At 71.3% G+C, this 17,526-nt stretch carries 14 protein-coding genes; 5 read left to right on the forward strand and 9 right to left on the reverse strand.

What is annotated here, in order from left to right; all coding sequences use genetic code 11:
* Positions 1-76: 76 nt before the first annotated feature.
* On the reverse strand, positions 77-874 hold the full coding sequence (locus ACIGJO_RS13285) for a tyrosine-protein phosphatase (RefSeq protein ID WP_399956564.1): 798 nt from the start codon (positions 872-874) through the stop codon (positions 77-79).
* Between the two features lie 261 nt (positions 875-1,135).
* On the opposite strand from ACIGJO_RS13285, the gene ACIGJO_RS13290 reads away from it, so the two are divergent.
* The 4 genes from ACIGJO_RS13290 to rho all read left to right on the forward strand — a co-directional run bounded on the left by ACIGJO_RS13290 (position 1,136) and on the right by rho (position 7,769).
* Positions 1,136-2,995, forward strand: a complete 1,860-nt coding sequence (locus ACIGJO_RS13290) for a methylmalonyl-CoA mutase family protein (protein ID WP_399956567.1) — start codon at positions 1,136-1,138, stop codon at positions 2,993-2,995.
* Positions 2,995-5,277: a methylmalonyl-CoA mutase gene (scpA, locus tag ACIGJO_RS13295; protein ID WP_399956570.1), complete on the forward strand. Its 2,283-nt coding sequence runs from the start codon at positions 2,995-2,997 to the stop codon at positions 5,275-5,277. The genes ACIGJO_RS13290 and scpA overlap by 1 nt, the downstream gene beginning before the upstream one ends.
* A 12-nt stretch (positions 5,278-5,289) precedes the next feature.
* On the forward strand, positions 5,290-6,276 hold the full coding sequence (gene meaB, locus ACIGJO_RS13300; RefSeq protein WP_399956573.1) for a methylmalonyl Co-A mutase-associated GTPase MeaB: 987 nt from the start codon (positions 5,290-5,292) through the stop codon (positions 6,274-6,276).
* A 347-nt stretch (positions 6,277-6,623) separates the two neighbouring features.
* Positions 6,624-7,769, forward strand: coding sequence for a transcription termination factor Rho (gene rho / locus ACIGJO_RS13305; RefSeq protein WP_399956576.1), 1,146 nt, complete (start codon positions 6,624-6,626; stop codon positions 7,767-7,769).
* Between the two features lie 35 nt (positions 7,770-7,804).
* On the opposite strand, the gene pgm is transcribed toward rho, so the two are convergent.
* From pgm to ACIGJO_RS13325, 4 genes are all read right to left on the reverse strand, one after another.
* Positions 7,805-9,451 carry a phosphoglucomutase (alpha-D-glucose-1,6-bisphosphate-dependent) gene (gene pgm / locus ACIGJO_RS13310; RefSeq protein ID WP_399956579.1) on the reverse strand — a complete coding sequence of 549 codons (1,647 nt, stop codon included), beginning with the start codon at positions 9,449-9,451 and terminating at the stop codon, positions 7,805-7,807.
* A gap of 194 nt (positions 9,452-9,645) precedes the next feature.
* A complete protein-coding gene (locus ACIGJO_RS13315) occupies positions 9,646-10,698 on the reverse strand; it encodes a chitinase (RefSeq protein ID WP_399956582.1) in 1,053 nt (350 codons plus the stop codon).
* A gap of 134 nt (positions 10,699-10,832) precedes the next feature.
* Positions 10,833-11,459, reverse strand: a complete 627-nt coding sequence (locus tag ACIGJO_RS13320) for a UbiX family flavin prenyltransferase (RefSeq protein WP_399956585.1) — start codon at positions 11,457-11,459, stop codon at positions 10,833-10,835.
* 159 nt (positions 11,460-11,618) lie between these two features.
* Positions 11,619-13,058: a UbiD family decarboxylase gene (locus ACIGJO_RS13325; protein WP_399956588.1), complete on the reverse strand. Its 1,440-nt coding sequence runs from the start codon at positions 13,056-13,058 to the stop codon at positions 11,619-11,621.
* Between the two features lie 230 nt (positions 13,059-13,288).
* On the opposite strand from ACIGJO_RS13325, the gene ACIGJO_RS13330 reads away from it, so the two are divergent.
* Entirely contained in the window at positions 13,289-14,290 is a 1,002-nt protein-coding gene (locus tag ACIGJO_RS13330; RefSeq protein ID WP_399956591.1) for an Lrp/AsnC family transcriptional regulator, read from the forward strand.
* Between the two features lie 200 nt (positions 14,291-14,490).
* Here the strand turns inward: ACIGJO_RS13330 and ACIGJO_RS13335 are convergent, their stop codons facing one another.
* From ACIGJO_RS13335 to ACIGJO_RS13350, 4 genes are read right to left on the reverse strand one after another with little or no spacing between them, the layout of a single operon-like run.
* Positions 14,491-15,036: a carboxymuconolactone decarboxylase family protein gene (locus ACIGJO_RS13335; RefSeq protein ID WP_399956594.1), complete on the reverse strand. Its 546-nt coding sequence runs from the start codon at positions 15,034-15,036 to the stop codon at positions 14,491-14,493.
* 7 nt (positions 15,037-15,043) lie between these two features.
* Positions 15,044-15,562, reverse strand: a complete 519-nt coding sequence (locus ACIGJO_RS13340) for a DUF6187 family protein (RefSeq protein ID WP_399956596.1) — start codon at positions 15,560-15,562, stop codon at positions 15,044-15,046.
* Positions 15,555-16,883: an FAD-dependent oxidoreductase gene (locus ACIGJO_RS13345; protein WP_399956599.1), complete on the reverse strand. Its 1,329-nt coding sequence runs from the start codon at positions 16,881-16,883 to the stop codon at positions 15,555-15,557. Before ACIGJO_RS13345 ends, ACIGJO_RS13340 begins: the two co-directional genes overlap by 8 nt.
* Positions 16,880-17,428, reverse strand: coding sequence for a DUF6423 family protein (locus ACIGJO_RS13350; protein WP_399956602.1), 549 nt, complete (start codon positions 17,426-17,428; stop codon positions 16,880-16,882). Before ACIGJO_RS13350 ends, ACIGJO_RS13345 begins: the two co-directional genes overlap by 4 nt.
* Positions 17,429-17,526 lie beyond the last annotated feature (98 nt).

Genomic DNA, 17,526 nt, shown 5'->3' on the forward strand with positions numbered 1-17,526 from the left:
GGACGCCAAGGACGGGTGTTCCTCCCGACACCGAGAACATACCCCCTGGGGGTATGAAGTCAAGCCTGGGGGCCACTCAGCCGGACACCACCAGCTCGCCGCGCAGCCGCTCCACCGTCGGTTCGGGAATCCGCAGCCCGTTGCGCACATATCCGTCGAGCCCGCCCCACCGCTCCTCCATCGCGTCCAGCGCCACGTCCAGATAGCGGGGGCGGACCTCGGTGATCGCGGCGGCGATGCCGGGGTCCCCGCCCGCGTCCAGGAACTTCTGGACGTACGGCGCGAAGGCGGCCCGCACCGCAGGGTTCACCGCCAGGAACTCCGCGCGTACGGTCTCCCGCGGGGCGCCCACGATCATCAGCAGGACGGCCGCCGCCCAGCCGGTACGGTCCTTGCCCGCCGTGCAGTGGAAGAGCACGGGCCTGGCCCGCGCGTCGGCCGCCGTCTCCAGAAAGGCCCGGTAGGCGGCCGCGGCGGACGGCGAGAGCACCAGCTGCCGGTAGGTGTCGGCGAACAGCCCCTCGGCCCTGCCCCCACCGAGCGCACGGCCCGCCTCGGCCGGGTCCGCGAGCAGCGCGCGCAGCCGGGCCGGCGCGACCCCGGGGTTTCCGCCCAGCACATCGGCGACGAACAGTCGGGCCCCGGCGGGCAGCCGGTCCGGCGCCCACTGGCGCTCGTCGGCGGTACGCAGGTCGACGACGGTACGGATACCGAGGGCGGCCACCGCCATGTCCCCCTGCGGGTCGTAGTCACTCAATTGCCCCGAACGCAGGAGCACCCCCTGCCGCACCCGGCGGCCGCACCCCAGGGCGATACCGCCCAGATCGCGCAGATTGACAACAGTGGCGGCCGGGACGGCCCGGGCGGTCTGCACGATGAAATGCCTCTTTCCCCTATGAGTTCAACGAATTACACATATCAGGATCAAAGTCGCACGCGCCGCACGAATCGACAACGGAAAACGCCGGATACCACCCGGGGGCATCGGCCGCTCGCCCGTCCGCGCCGCTCCGGCGCGCACACGGGCCGCCCCGGTTACGCCACGGTCCGTAAAGGATCAAGTGCGTTCCGGAGAGGGCAAGGTCACAGGCGGTTCCCCTGCTGCTCATTCCATGCCCTGACCTAACATCTGAGCATGACGGTCCTGCCTGCTGACGGGCTCTCCCTGGCCGCCGAGTTCCCTGACCCCTCCCGCGACCAGTGGCAGAGCCTTGTCGAAGGCGTACTGCGCAAGTCGGGCAAGGAAGTCTCGGGCGCGGCAGCCGAGGAAGCGCTGTCCACCACACTGGAGGACGGGCTCACCACCCGCCCCCTCTACACCTCGCACGACACCTCGCCCGACACCGGTTTTCCCGGCTTCGCCCCCTTCACCCGGGGAAGCAGGGCCGAGGGAACCGCGGCGGGCGGCTGGGACGTACGGCAGCGGCACGCGCTGACCGACCCCGCCCGGCTCAACGAGGCCCTGCTCGGCGATCTGGAGAACGGTGTCACCTCGCTGTGGCTGGCCGTGGGCGGCCCCGACGGGGTTCCGGTCTCCGGCCTCGCCCGCGCGCTGGACGGTGTCCTTCTCGACCTGGCCCCCGTCGCCCTCGACGCCGCGTCCGAATTCGACTCCGCCGCGAGGGAGTTGATCCGGCTCTGCCAGGAGCGCGGGGTGGCGGCCGACGCCGTGCGCGGCAGTCTCGGCGCGGACCCTCTCGGCCGTGCGGCCCGCACGGGCGCCGAGGCCGACTTCTCGGCCGCCGTCCACTGGGCGCAGGTGTGCGAGCGCGAGTATCCCGGGCTGCGCGCGCTGAGCGTGGACGCGTTGCCGTACCACGGGGCCGGCGGTTCGGCCGCCGAGGAACTGGGCCTCTCCCTGGCCACCGGAGTGGCCTGTCTGCGGGAGCTGACCGGGGCCGGCATGTCCGTCGAAGAGGCCTGCGCACAGCTGGAGTTCCGCTACGCGGCCACCGCCGACCAGTTCCTGACCATCGCCAAGCTGCGGGCCGCGCGCCGGCTGTGGGCGCGGGTGGCCGAGGTCTGCGGGGCCGCCGCGGCAGGTGCGCAGCGTCAGCACGCCGTGACGTCGCCGGTGATGATGACGCGTCGTGATCCCTGGGTGAACATGCTCCGGACCACGCTGGCCTGTCTGGGGGCGGGTGTCGGCGGCGCCGACTCCGTGACCGTGCTGCCGTTCGATCACGCGCTGGGCCTGCCGGACGCGTTCGCCCGGCGGATCGCCCGCAACACCTCGGCCATCCTGATGGAGGAGTCGCATCTGGCGCGGGTCATCGATCCGGCGGGCGGCTCCTGGTACGTGGAGCGGCTCACCGACGAACTGGCCGCCTCCGCCTGGTCCTTCTTCCAGGAGATCGAGCGGGCGGGCGGCCAGGCCGCCGCGCTGCGTTCCGGGATGGTGGGTGAGCGGCTCGCCGCGACCTGGGCCGCCCGGTCCAAGGACCTGGCGCGGCGCAAGGAGCCGGTGACCGGGGTCGGCGAGTTCCCGCAGCTGTCGGAGCGGCCGGTGGAACGCGAGCCCGCGCCCACCCCCTCCGGTGCGCCGGGCGGGCTGCCCGTCGTCCGCCGTGACGAGGCGTTCGAGACGCTGCGGGCCCGGTCGGACGCGCACCTCGCGGCCACGGGAGCCCGTCCCAAGGTGTTCATCGCCGCGCTGGGACCCGCCGCCGCGCACACGGCGCGGGCGTCCTTCGCGTCCAACCTCTTCCTGGCCGGCGGGATCGAGGCGGTGCACGACCCGGCATCGGTGGACGCGTCGTCGGCCGCCGGCGCCTTCACCGCCAGTGGGGCGACGGCCGCTTGTCTGTGCTCCTCCGATCCGCTGTACGCCGAGCACGCGGAGGCGGTGGCCTCGGCGCTCCGGTCCGCGGGTGCCGGACAGGTGTTCCTCGCGGGGCGGCCCGGTGAGTATTCCGGTGTCGACTCCTATGTGTTCGCCGGCTGCGACGCGATCGCCGTCCTCTCCTCCGTACTCGACCGCATGGGAGTGGCGTGATGCAGACCCCCGAGACGACCTCCGGGACGACCCCCGCGAAGGCCCCCGGGACCCGTGGGACGTCCTCCGGGGCCCCCGTGGGCCCGGTACCGGACTTCTCCGCCGTGCCGCTCGCGTCCCCGGCGGCCCCCGAGGGCGGCGCCGACCAGTGGCGTGCGGCGGTGAAGGAGTCGAGCGGCGGCAGTGAGCAGGATCTGCTGTGGGAGACCCCCGAGGGCATCACGGTCAAGCCGCTCTACACCGGGCAGGACCTCGAAGGGCTGGACTTCCTCGGGACGTACCCGGGCATCGCCCCGTATCTGCGCGGCCCGTACCCGACGATGTACGTGAACCAGCCCTGGACCATCCGGCAGTACGCGGGTTTCTCCACGGCCGAGGAGTCCAACGCCTTCTACCGGCGCAACCTCGCGGCCGGGCAGAAGGGGCTGTCGGTTGCCTTCGACCTGCCCACCCACCGGGGCTACGACAGCGACCACCCCCGGGTGACGGGCGATGTCGGCATGGCCGGGGTGGCCATCGACTCGATCTACGACATGCGACAGCTCTTCGACGGCATCCCGCTGGACAGGATGTCGGTGTCGATGACGATGAACGGCGCGGTGCTCCCCGTGCTGGCGCTGTACATCGTGGCCGCCGAGGAACAGGGCGTACCGCCCGAGAAGCTGGCCGGGACCATTCAGAACGACATCCTCAAGGAGTTCATGGTCCGCAACACCTACATCTATCCGCCCGCCCCCTCGATGCGGATCATCTCCGACATCTTCGCGTTCACCTCGCAGAAGATGCCGCGCTACAACTCGATCTCCATCTCCGGCTACCACATCCAGGAGGCCGGGGCCACGGCCGATCTGGAGCTGGCCTACACCCTGGCCGACGGCGTGGAGTACCTGCGGGCGGGCCGGGAGGCGGGGCTCGACGTGGACGCGTTCGCGCCCAGGCTCTCCTTCTTCTGGGCGATCGGCATGAACTTCTTCATGGAGATCGCCAAGCTGCGGGCCGCCCGGCTGCTCTGGGCCAAGCTGGTCAAGGAGTTCGAGCCGAAGAACACGAAGTCCCTTTCGCTGCGCACCCATTCGCAGACCTCGGGCTGGTCCCTCACCGCCCAGGACGTGTTCAACAACGTCACCAGGACCTGTGTGGAGGCGATGGCCGCCACCCAGGGCCACACCCAGTCCCTCCACACGAACGCCCTGGACGAGGCGCTGGCCCTGCCGACGGACTTCTCGGCCCGGATCGCCCGCAACACCCAGCTGCTGCTCCAGCAGGAGTCCGGCACCTGCCGGGTCATCGATCCGTGGGGCGGCAGTGCGTACGTGGAGAAGCTGACGCACGATCTGGCGCGGCGGGCCTGGCAGCACATCGAGGAGGTCGAGGCGGCCGGCGGGATGGCGAAGGCCATCGACGCGGGCATCCCGAAGCTCCGGGTCGAGGAGGCCGCGGCCCGCACCCAGGCCCGGATCGACTCCGGGCGCCAGCCCGTCATCGGCGTCAACAAGTACCGGGTGGAGAGCGACGAGCAGATCGATGTGCTCAAGGTCGACAACTCCTCCGTCCGCGCCCAGCAGATCGAGAAGCTGCGGCGGCTGCGCGAGGAGCGCGACGAGAGCGCCTGCCAGGACGCGCTGCGCGCGCTGACGGACGCGGCCGGACGGAACCCGGGGCCGGGGCTGGAGGGCAATCTGCTGGCGCTGGCGGTCGACGCCGCGCGCGCCATGGCCACGGTCGGGGAGATCTCGGACGCGCTGGAGAAGGTGTACGGCAGGCACGCGGGCCAGATCCGTACCATCTCCGGGGTGTACCGCAAAGAGGCAGGAGAGTCCCCTTCGGTGGACCGCACCCGCAAGCTGGTCGGCGGCTTCGAGGAGGCGGAGGGCCGCCGTCCCCGCATCCTGGTCGCCAAGATGGGCCAGGACGGCCACGACCGCGGCCAGAAGGTGATCGCGACGGCCTTCGCCGACCTCGGCTTCGACGTCGATGTCGGCCCGCTGTTCCAGACGCCGGGCGAGGTGGCCCGGCAGGCGGTCGAGGCGGACGTGCACATCGTGGGCGTCTCCTCGCTGGCGGCCGGGCACCTCACGCTCGTACCGGCGCTGCGTGAGGAACTGGCCGCCGAGGGCCGCGAGGACATCATGATCGTGGTGGGCGGGGTGATTCCGCCGCAGGACATCGAGGCCCTGCACGAGGCGGGCGCCGCCTCGGTGTTCCCCCCGGGCACGGTGATCCCCGACGCCGCCCACGACCTGGTCACGCGGCTCGCCGCCGCGCTCGGCCACGAGCTGTGAGCCGCTGACCGGATGGCTGTGAAGATCGATACCGACGCCTACGCCGCCGGGGTGCTGGACGGGAAGCGGGCGTTCATCGCCCGCGCCATCACCCTGGTCGAGTCGACCCGTCCCGACCACCGGGCGCTGGCCCAGCGGCTGCTCGGCGAGCTGCTGCCGCACTCCGGGCGGGCCCGGCGCATCGGCGTCAGCGGGGTGCCCGGCGTGGGCAAGTCCACCTTCATCGACGCGCTCGGCACCATGCTCACGGGGCTCGGGCACCGGGTCGCGGTGCTCGCCGTGGACCCGTCGTCCAGCCGGACGGGCGGTTCCATCCTGGGCGACAAGACCAGGATGGAACGGCTGGCCGTGGACCCGAACGCGTTCGTCCGTCCCTCGCCCACGGCGGGGACGCTGGGCGGGGTGGCGCGGGCGACCCGTGAGTCCATGGTGGTGATGGAGGCGGCGGGCTACGACGTGGTGCTGGTGGAGACGGTCGGCGTCGGGCAGTCCGAGACGGCCGTCGCCAACATGGTCGACACGTTCCTGCTGCTCACCCTGGCCCGCACCGGCGATCAGCTCCAGGGCATCAAGAAGGGGGTGCTGGAGCTGGCGGACGCCATCGCGGTCAACAAGGCCGACGGACCGCACGAGCGCGACGCCCGCGCGGCGGCACGTGAACTCGCGGGCGCGCTGCGGCTGATGCACCCGGCCGATGCCGCCTGGACTCCCCCGGTCCTCACCTGCAGCGCGCGGGAGTCGAGCGGTCTCGACACCCTGTGGGAGCGGCTGGAGCAGCACCGTACGCTCCTCGAATCCACCGGGCGGCTCGCGGACAAGCGCAGCGAGCAGCAGGTGGACTGGACCTGGACGATGGTCCGCGACGAGCTGCTGGACAGCCTGCGCGCCCACCCGGCGGTACGGGCGCTCGCCCCGGATCTCGAACGCCGGGTAAGAGAGGGCGAGTTGACGGCCACTCTCGCCGCCGAGCAGATTCTCGGCGCGTTCCGCCCGGCCTGACCGCGGACGGCGGGGTCACCCGGGCGAGGGTGTCCCGCCGCCGGCCCGTTCTTCTTTTCTTCCGCCTGCCCCTGTCCAGCTCTCGGGCATGAGTGATACAGTGCGAGTGGCATTTGTGTACGCCCCCTCTTGAGGGCGCCGGTGCCGATCCCTCTTTCTCACGCTGCGACACCTGTCCTCACCGACCGGCGATCCAGCTTTCTCGCACCATTCCTCTGTCCGGTCCGGGCGCTCCGTCGCCCGTGTACCCGGTGGTACCCCTTCGGTACCCCTGGTACGGGGCGTGATTCCGCCGCCCTCCTTCGCCGGACCTCCCCTGCGCCATGTCCGCGAAAGGCCCCCCTCTCATGACCACCACACTCGAACGCCCCGTAGCCCACGACGATGACCGGCCTCTGCGGACCGCCGGTCTCCTGGAGATCACGGACAACGGGCACGGCACGCTCCGCGTCAGCGGCGGCCACACCTCCCCCGGAGACGTCCAGGTGCCGCCCGCGCTGATCCGCCGGTACGGCCTGCGCAGGGGCGATGCCGTCGACGGCACCTGCGAGCGGCCCCGCGTCCTGGCCACGGTCGGCCTGGTCGACGGCCGTGATCCCCGGACCCTGCCCGGCCGTCCCCACTTCCGTGACCTCACCCCGCTCCATCCCCGCGACCGCCTGCGGCTGGAAACCCCGGCCGGCCCGGCGGCGATGCGCGTCATCGACCTGTTCGCCCCCGTCGGCAAGGGCCAGCGCGGGCTGATCGTCGCCCCGCCCAGGACGGGGAAGACGGTGCTGCTGCAGCAGCTCGCCGCGGCCGTCGCCGCCAATCATCCCGAGTGCCATCTCATGGTGGTACTTCTCGACGAACGCCCGGAGGAGGTCACGGACATGCGCCGCTCGGTACGGGGCGAGGTGTACGCCTCGACCTTCGACCGGCCGGCCCGGGAGCACGTCGCTCTCGCCGCTCTGGCCGTGGAGCGGGCCAAACGCCTCGTCGAGCAGGGCCGGGACGTCGTGATCCTGCTGGACTCCCTCACCCGGCTGTGCCGGGCGCACAACAACGCGGCGGGTGCGGGCGGCCGCACCCTGAGCGGGGGTGTCGACGCGGCGGCCCTGGGCGGCCCCAAGAAGCTGTTCGGCGCCGCGCGCCTGGCCGAGGAGGGCGGTTCGCTCACCATCCTGGCGACCGCGCTGGTCGAGACGGGTTCCCGGGCGGACGACTACTTCTTCGAGGAGCTCAAGGGCACCGGCAACATGGAGCTGCGCCTGGACCGTTCGCTCGCGGACAAGCGCGTCTTCCCCGCCGTGGACATCGCCCCCTCCGGCACCCGCCGGGACGAACTCCTGCTGCCCGCCGCCACGCTGACGGCCGTACGGGGACTGCGCCGCGCCCTCCACTCCAGGGGGGACGGGCAGGCCACCCTGGAGGTGCTGCTGGACAGGCTCCGCCGCACCCCGGACAACGCCACGTTCCTCCGTCAGGTGCACCGGACCGTGCCCGGCGCCTGAACGACGGGCACGGTCCGGTGGGCGGCACCCCTGGATCAGCCGGCGCCGCCCAGTGCGGCGGAGACCAGTGCCCGCGCCTCGTCCTGCACCCGGCTCAGATGACCGGGGCCCTGGAAGCTCTCCGCGTACACCTTGTAGACGTCCTCGGTGCCGGAGGGCCGGGCCGCGAACCAGGCGCTGTCCGTGCAGACCTTGAGTCCGCCGATGGCGGCGCCGTTGCCCGGGGCCTCGGTGAGGACCGCGGTGATGGGCTCCCCGGCCAGGGTGCCGGCCGTGACCTGGTCCGGGGAGAGCCGGGCCAGTACCGCCTTCTCCTCCCGTGTCGCGGGCGCGTCGACACGGGCGTAGGCCGGGTCGCCGAAGCGGGCCGTGAGCTCGCCGTAGTGCTGGGACGGGGTGGATCCGGTGACGGCGGTGATCTCGGAGGCCAGCAGGGCGAGCAGGATGCCGTCCTTGTCGGTCGTCCAGACCCGCCCGTCGCGGCGCAGGAACGAGGCGCCCGCGGACTCCTCGCCGCCGAAGCCCAGGGTTCCGTCGAAGAGCCCGTCGACGAACCACTTGAAGCCCACCGGGACCTCCACCAGCGGACGGCCCAGGTCGTGCGCGACCCGGTCGATCATGGAGGAGGAGACCAGTGTCTTGCCGATGCCCGTACCGGCGGGCCATCCGTCGCGGTGCGTGCAGAGATAGCGGATGGCAACGGCCAGATAGTGGTTGGGGTTCATCAGACCGCCGTCCGGGGTGACGATGCCGTGCCGGTCGGCGTCGGCGTCGTTCCCGGTGGAGATCGTGTAGGCGTCGCGCTGCGCGATCAGCGAGGCCATGGCGTGCGGCGACGAGCAGTCCATCCGGATCCTGCCGTCCCAGTCCAGCGTCATGAACTGCCAGGTCGGGTCGGCGAGCGGATTGACCACGGTGAGGTCGAGCCGGTGGCGTTCGGCGATCCGGCCCCAGTACGCGACCGAGGCGCCGCCGAGCGGGTCGGCGCCGATCCGGATCCCGGCGTCCCGTACGGCGTCCAGATCGAGTACGGACGGCAGGTCGTCGGTGTATCCGGTCAGGAAGTCGTGGCGCCCGGTGGTCCCCGCGGACAGCGCCCGCGCGTACGGGATGCGGCGGACCTCCTTGAGGCCGCCCTCGATCAGGGCGTTGGCGCGGTCCTGGATCCACGAGGTGGCGTCCGAGCCGGCCGGGCCGCCGTTCGGCGGGTTGTACTTGAAACCGCCGTCGGCGGGCGGGTTGTGCGACGGGGTGACCACGATGCCGTCGGCGAGACCACCGCTGCGGCCCCGGTTGTACGTCAGGATGGCGTGCGAGACGGCGGGGGTGGGCGTGTAGCCGTCACCGGAGTCGATCAGGGTGACCGCCCCGTTGGCGGCGAGCACTTCCAGCGCGGTGACCCGGGCGGGCTCGGACAGCGCGTGGGTGTCGGCGCCGAGGAAGAGCGGGCCGTCGGTGCCCCGCAGGGCCCGGTACTCGCAGATCGCCTGGGTGGTGGCGGCGATGTGGTCCTCGTTGAAGGCTGCCGCGAGGGAGGAGCCGCGGTGTCCCGAGGTGCCGAAGGCGACGCGCTGGGCCGGTTCCGCCGGGTCGGGGTGAAGGGCGTAATAGGCCGTCACCAGCCGTGCCACGTCGACCAGGTCTCCCGGCTGTGCCGGCTGCCCGGCCCGTTCGTGCACCATCGGTTCTCCTCGTTGTCGTCGGTCGGTCCGCACGGGTGTGCCATCACCCGGGTCGGACGGGCACCACGATATGTACCCGATCCGCTGCCCCGGCTCCGACGGACCCGGCCGCCACGACCGGTTCACGCCGTGGACCGACGGCGAGGAGCACGGCGCACCGGACGCGGCGGATGCCGTCCGGTGCGCCGGGTGGCTCAACGCCCTTGCAGGGACTTCACGTTGTCACCGAAGGTCCAGCCCCTCGAACCGTCCCAGTTGAGGGACCAGGTCATCAGGCCCTTCAGCGAGCCGTTGTAGCGGTTCCAGGCCTGGGAGACGAGGCCGGTCGGCATATGGCCGCCTCCGGCGCCCGGCTGCGCGGGCAGTCCGGGCACCTGCTTGTCGTAGGGCACCTTGATCGTGGTGCCCTGGATGACGAGCCCGGCGTTGAGGCAGTCCGTCTGGGCGGTGAAGCCCTGGACCGTTCCGGCGGAGTAGGAGTCACCGGAGCAGCCGTACATGCTGCCGTTGTAGTACTGCATGTTCAGCCACCAGAGGCGGCCGTTGTCCGCGTACTTCTTGATGATCGGCAGGTACGCGCCCCAGATCGAGCCGTAGACCACGCTGCCGCCGGTGACGTAGGCCGTTTCGGGAGCCATCGTCAGGCCGAAGTTCGACGGCATCCGCGCGAGCACGCCGTCGATGATCCGGATCAGGTTGGACTGCGAGGGCGACAGCTGTTTGATGTTTCCGGTGCCGACGAGACCCGTCTCGATGTCGATGTCGATGCCGTCGAAGTTGTACTTCTTCAGGATCGGCACCACCGTCTCGACGAAACGGTCGGCGACCGCGGTGGAACTGAGATCGATCCCGGCCGTCGCACCGCCGATCGACATGAGGGTGGTCAGGCCCGATGCCTTGGCCTGGCACATCTCCGCCGGGGTCGCCACCTTGACCGTCGAGTCCATCCCGTCCTCCCACAGGACGGTGCCGTCCGAGCGGATGACGGGGAAGGCGGCGTTGATGACGTTGTAACCGTGTGCCGTGATACGGGAGTCGGTGACCGGGATCCAGCCGAGCGGCGGGTGCACCCCGTTCGCCGCACCGTCCCAGTTCTCCCAGTAGCCCTGGAGCACCTTGCCCGCGGGCTTCGACTTCACCGCGCAGGTCTCCTCCTGCGGCGCGCTCGGCGGTGCCGCCGCGACCAGCATCTGCACGGCGAATGCCGTTGCCAGGCCGATGCCCAGCAGACGTGACGTCCGACCCATCATCCGTGTCCTCTCCAGCCAGGGCCTGCCGCCGCCCGGCGCGAAGGGTTCGCACCCGGCCCACCCATGTCGTGACCCTGCCAAACCGTAAAGTGGTCCAGACCTTCGGTCAATAGGTCTGGACCAAATACGGGTCAGGGAGTGGACACCGCACGGCGCCCGCGACGGGCATCGGAGAGGCCCCGCCAGCGCTCCGCGACGTCCGCGACGGCCGGGGGAAGGGGCAGTTGGTCGAGAATCCGCATGGCGATGTGGTCCACGAGGTCACCGATGCTGCCCGGAGCGCCGTAGAACGCCGGCATCGGCGGGACGATGCGGGCTCCCATGCGGGAGAGGGCGAGCATGCTCTCCAGATGGATCTCGCTCAGCGGAGTCTCCCGGGGCACGAGGACCAGCGGACGCCGCTCCTTGAGCATCACATCGGCCGCACGGGAGATGAGGTTGTCGGCGAGCCCGTGCCGGACCGAGGCGAGCGTCTTCATGCTGCACGGGACGATGACCATCCCCGCGGCCGGATACGAGCCGGAGGAGATCGTGGCGCCCTGATCGCCGAACTTGTGGGTCACGTCGGCGAGTTCGGCGATCTGGCGGCTCGTGCGCGATGTCTCCACCTCGATGGTCGAGCGGGCCCAGGTGCTCAGTACGAGATGGGTCTCCACCTCCGGTACCTCCCTCAGGATCTCCAACAGCCGGACGGCGAGCGGGGCCCCGGTGGCGCCGGTGACTCCGACGACGAGGCGGGTGGGAGGGGCAGTGATCACAACGGGCTCCTGATGCGGTGGGGCGAGTCAAGGTGAGGGGGCCGGACCGGCTGCGCCGGTTTCCGGGCAGGCCCGGGGAGATGGCCCGTACCGGCCGTTCTCCCCGGACCTCCCCGAGGTGCCGGGATTGCCGGGTGCGGGTACTGCGGGGCCGGCGCCCTACAGCGGCAGGAGGCCCTTCCAGCGCGCACGCAGTTCCTGGCGGGCCGGCTCGTCGAACCGGTTGGCCGCCGGATAGCGGTCCTTCCAGGCGAACGGCTTGGTCGCGTCGATCAGTACGATGCCCATCGCGAGGTCACCCGCGGCCCGCTTGCCGGGCGACAGCCTCGGGTCGATGTCGGTGGTGGGGGCGCGCAGCACCTGGAGGGACTCGGACGGATCGACCCGGGTGAACATCGCCCACAGGACGTGATGGATATCGGTGACATCGATGTCCTCGTCGACCACGACGAAGTACCGTTCCATGCCACCCGTGCGCCTGCGTCCGGCTGCCGCGAGCAGCGCGTGCATGGCGTCGCCCGCCCCGGTCTGCTTGATGGAGACGACCATCATCAGCTGGCGCGCGTAACCCCACACCCCCTGGACGTTCTGCACTCCGGAGGCTTCCAGGTGGTCCCAGGTCACCGAGGCCGAGTACAGCGGGACGGCCTGGTCCCCGGCGGGCACGGTCGGGAGCATCGGCGGGGCACCGAGGATGATCGGATCGTCCCGGTGCAGGATCCGTGTGACACGGACGACGGTCTCCTGGCCCGAGTGCGTGTAGTAACCGGTCCACTCCCCGAAGGGGCCCTCCAGCACGGACTCCTCGTCGGGCGACGGCAGTTCGCCCTCGATGACGATCTCCGCGTGCGCCGGGACCGGCAGTTCGCTGCCCTGCGGGTACAGGATCTCGACCCCCTGGCCGCGCAGCCCGCCGGCGAGGTCGTACTCCGACATTCCGGAGGGTGCGGCGATCGCCGCGGCGGTCGAGAGGATCGGGTCCTGGCCCACCACCACCGCGATCGGGCAGCTCCGGCCGCGCTCCCAGTACTTCTCCGCGATGGCCCTGGCGTGCCGGTTGCCGAGCATCCACAGGGAGAGCCGGTCCTTGCCCTGGACACAGGCCCGGTAGGTGCCGACGTTGACCCAGCCGCTGTCGGGATCGCGGGTGATGACCATGCAGGCGGTACCGATGTAGCGGCCGCCGTCCCCGTCGTGCCAGCGCGGCGCGGGGAAGATGCCGAGGTCCACGTCGTCGCCGGTCAGGATGTTCTCCAGGACCGGTCCCGTGGTGACGTCCACCGGCGGGACGGGCTCGATCCGCTTGCTCAGGTCCTTCCACGCCCGCACGATGTCGAGCTTGGGCGTGTCGGCGGGAAGGCCGAGGGCCACCGCCGTGCGGGCGGCCGTGCCCATGAAATTCGTGAAGACCCGGTACCCCGCCGGGAAGCCGGGAATGCTGTCGAACATCAGGGCGGGGCCTTCCTGCTCCGCCATCAGTTCGGTGATGCCTCCGATGTCCAGATCGCGGTCCGCGCCATCGATCCTGAGGACCTCGTCCTCCCCGAGTATTTCGGTCATGCGGTCGATGTAGTGCCGAAGATCCTTGAATGCGGTCATGTGCCGTCGGGAGCCGGGCAGTGCGCCTGTTGTCTCCCGTCCTCCTCTTCCCTCTTCCGTCTCTTGCGTGCAGTCGGCAGCCGCGCGTGGAGCGATGCCGCGGGGATGCGGCTCCGCGTGGATGGTGAGCGCGCGATGTGCCTGCACACCGAGAATCCCGGCGGACCACGACCACGCTCAACAAGTGCGGAGCGCCGTGCCGGATTCTGCGCGGACTAGAGTCGCGATCCATGGAAAGCCTCGATCTGCAGCTCATTCACGCACTGGAGATCGACGGGCGCGCGCCGCTGCGCCGGATCGCCTCGGCACTGGGCGTATCGGACCAGATGGTCGCCCGTCACTACGCCCGCCTGCACGAGACGGCCGGGCTGCGTGTCGTCGGCCGGCTCAATCCCCGGCCCGTCGGACAGTCCGTGTGGATCCTGCGGCTGATCTGTGTACCCAGTGCCTCGCTCGGCCTCGCGCGGGCGCTGGCCGAGCGGGCGGACACCCGGTGGGTCCAGCTCGCCTCCGGCGGAACGGAGATCATCAGCCATCTCGCGGTCCACAGCGACCAGGACCGGGACACGCTGCTGATGAACACGATTCCGGCGAGCCGCCGGGTCACCTCGGTCTCCGCGCACCGCATGCTGCGGCTCTTCAAGGGAGGTCCGACCGGCTGGGCCGGCCCGGCGTCCGTGCTGAGCCGGGAGGCGGCTGCGGCGCTCACTCCCCCGTATCCGTCGCCCGACACCCAGTCGCCGCCGGTCGTGCTCACCGCTCTGGACCACGTCCTGCTCGCCGCGCTGGCCCGGGACGGACGCACGCCGTACGCCGCGCTGGCGGCGGAGGCGCGCTGCCACGAGTCGACGGTACGCCGCCGTATCGCGCACCTGCGTGAGTCGGGGGCCCTCTTCTTCGCCCTGGACCTGGACGAACGCGCTCTCGGCAACCAGGTCCGCACGGCTCTGTGGATGTCGGTGCGGCCCTCGCGGCTGGCGGCCGTCGGAGCCGCCCTGGCGGACCATCCCGAGGTGGTGTACGCGGCGGCGACCACCGGGCGGACCAACCTTCTCGCCGCCCTCCTCTGCCCGGACGACGAGCACCTCTACAGCTATCTGACCGACCGCATCGGAACCCTCGACGGCGTCGACGCGGTGGAAAGCGCGCCCGTCATGCGTACCGTCAAACGCGTCGGCACCCTGGCCCGGACGGGGCCCGCCGGGCAGCGGTCGGAGCGCCCCGGGAGCTGAGCGCCCCCGGAGAGCGACGGGGCCTTCCCCGGTCCTGCCCCAAGGAGCGCCCCGGGCGCTTCCCTTGTCACCGGAAGCGGCCGGCCGACCTCTGCCACGGGAACGATCGGCACCGGTCGCGGCGTCGCAGCCCGACGCGCCTGTCCCCGAGCCCTCTTGGGCCTTCGTCCCCGCGCGTGCGTGTCCGGTGAGCGGATGTCTCAGGCGGGGGGTGTACGGGTGAGGGCCGCGTAGCCGTGCTGGTGGAGCCGGGCGGCGGAGGTGGGGACATAGCCGGGGCCGGCGGAGATCCCGAGCCCCTCGACCATGCGGTTCATGAAGTTGAACAGGGCGCCGACCATGACGGCGTCATGGAGGGCCCGCTCGTCCCAGCCCGCGGCGTAGACCGCTTCGGCGTGCTGCTGGGTGAGCCGGGACGGCTCGCGGGTGAGGGTTTCCAGATAACGGAGCACCGGTCTGAGCCGGCCATCGACGGGCGCGGTGTCGAGGTCGGTGAGGGCGGCCGTGAGAAGTCCGGCGGGCACACCGAACGCCTCCGCGGTCGCGGTGTGGATGCCGTGGCAGTAGGCGCAGTCGTTCAGGCCCGAGACATAGGCGGCCATCAGTTCCCGCTCGGCGATGGTGAAGGGGGAGGGCTCGCGCAGGATCTGTTCGTGCAGGTCGAGCAGCGGGCGCGCGGTGTGCGGATAGGCGCGGAAGACATCGAGCAGCGCGGCGTCCGCGGGCTGGGAGCGCAGATAGGACATCGGACGGTCAACTCCCTGCGGACGCCGGGCGGCGGGCGCACCGGTCGATCTCCTCCTGGCGGAGCCAGCAGGCGGCGAGGTGGGCGGTGGTGGCGGAGCCCGCGTCGCCGAGGTCGCAGTACGCGAGTATGCGCAGCGCCTCGTCCCAGGCCCTGCGGAGGGAGGCGGGTGCCGGTGGCCCCGAGCCGGCGGCGGCGAGGGCCACACGCGCGGAGCGCCAGCGGCGGACCCCGGTTTCGAGGAGGCCGTCGAAACCGGGGAAGGCGGCGGCACCGTGCCGGACGCGGTCGACGGCCAGGGCCACCTGGGCGGGATCGTCCGTGAGTGCGGCCATCCCGAGGCCCGCCAGGAGCCGTTCGGCGTCCAGGCCCATCAGCATGACGCCCGTCTCGGTGAGCGCGGGGTCATCGACCGAGGACAGGGAGAACCGGGGATCGTAGTCGTCCCCGTGGCTGTCGCGGCCGTCGCGGTGCTCGGCGTACTCGTGGGCGCCGCCACGGTGTTCGAGGCTGTCGCGGTCAGACACGGGCGACCACTCTGTCCCCGGTACGGCGCGGGCCCGCAGACGCCTCCAGGTGGGCGGCGACGGCGGTGGCCACCCGGGCGGTCGCGACACGGTGGCCGTCGATGTTGCGGGCGGCCGGGCCCAGCACCATTCCGGCCGCCGCGCCCACGGCGAACACCCGCGGCGCGTTGCGGTAGGCCAGGGTCTGCTCGTCCAGGTCGGGCCAGCCGTCGCGGGGCGAGGGAATTCCGCCGGGCAGGAGCTGTTCACCGTTGGAGACGGTGGTGCCGAGGGCCAGCACGACATGGTCGCCGATGACCTGTTCACCGCCGGTGAGCCGGACGACGGCGCGGCCGGCCCGTCCGGGTGCCACGGCGGTGACGGAACGGCCCCGGTGTACGGTCAACCGGCCGTCGGCCTCCGCGCGTTGCAGCAGGGGGCGGAACTCGAACATGACCGACGCCCGGCGCTGTCCGCCCATCAGGATCCGGCGGTCCTCCCAGCTCGTCCCGTCGAAGCGGGCCCGGCCCTCGGCACGGAAGAACGAGGCGTTGACGTCGGCGCATTGGTAGCGCTCCTCGGACGCGCGCAGAACCCAGTGCACGCGCTTGCCGTCATTGAGGGCGTTGGTGATGAGGTGGGCCGCGCTGAGGCCGGAACCGATGACGACCAGGCGCTGGGCGTCCCCGGGAACCGGCTCGTCCCAGTAGCTGACATTGCGGGGAGTGGCTTCGCCGTCCCACCAGTCGCAGGGCGCGGGGCGGCGCTCCTCACCGAGGCACAGGACGGTGTACGCGGCGGTGACCGCGAAACCGTCGCCGCGGACGGTGACGCTGTCCGCGGTGGGCCGGACTTCACGGACGGAGGCCCGCCAGGTGCGCTCGTCCACATGGTGCAGGGAGGCGACGTGCTCGCAGTAGGCCTCGAAGACATCGACGGGCACGACGGAGCGGTGCCCCGCCTGGGCCATACGGATCTCGCGGCGCTCGACGGGCGTGAGCCGCGACCAGTGGAGGCGGGCGAAGTCGAGCAGTTCGCAGTCGCGGTAGCCCTCGACTCCGGGGTGGTGCTCGTAGGGCGAGCGCAGGACCCGCTGCCCCAGGACGTCGACGCGGTCGAAGAAGCGGCCGCACGGCCGGCCTCCCCGGTCGAGAAGAGCGACATCGCGTACACCCAGGTGCCAGAGGGCGGAGGCGACGGCGAGTCCCGCGGGGCCGGCACCGACGATGACCACGTCCGCTTCGGCGGGTGGCGGGGCGGTGGGTGTGCTGTTCGGGGCGGGCGGCCAGTCGCGCCCACGGGGCGAGTCCAGCAGGTGGGACGCGGGGACGAAAGTGATCACCCGATGACCGTCACCGGGACGATGACCTCGATGACCGGGCGTTGGGGCATTCCCTCGGCGACCAGCTGCTCCAGCGTGCTGGCGCTCATCTCCGGGCTGTCCGTGGCGATCGGGCTGTACCGGGAGTACGCGTAGGTGGGCCGCCGGCCCGTGGTCTCCAGGGAGTACATCTTCACCACGGCTTCGCCGGGGCGCACTTCGCCGCCGTAGAACGTGAGCCGACGCTGGTCGGGGGTGATGAAGGACTTGGAGAACTGACGGGACATCACCAGGGTGTCGGCGTCGTCGACGAACACGGAGTCCTCGTCGGTGGCCGCCTGCATGGCCACCCACGTACGGTCCGTCAGGTTGGTCTCGGATTTGATGATCTGCCAGCGCCCCGGCTCGGGGAGATTCACACAGACGGAGACATCGTGGTCGACGGTGTCGATCGCACCGGAAATCATCAGCACATGACGGCGTATGTCTGCGACGCCCGCCATCTGAATGTCACGGGCCCGGACCCGCGAGGAAACGTCTATTCCGGACACTTCCAGTGGCGCCATCAAAATCTCCCCGATTTCTCGAAAAGGAAGCCAGGTGTCGCAAGTGCCCACGACATTTTCACAGGCCCTGCACCCTGTCAAGCACTGTTGTTCGGGCC

It is taken from the genome of Streptomyces sp. NPDC079020 (assembly GCF_044542225.1).
Taxonomy (GTDB): Bacteria; Actinomycetota; Actinomycetes; order Streptomycetales; family Streptomycetaceae; genus Streptomyces.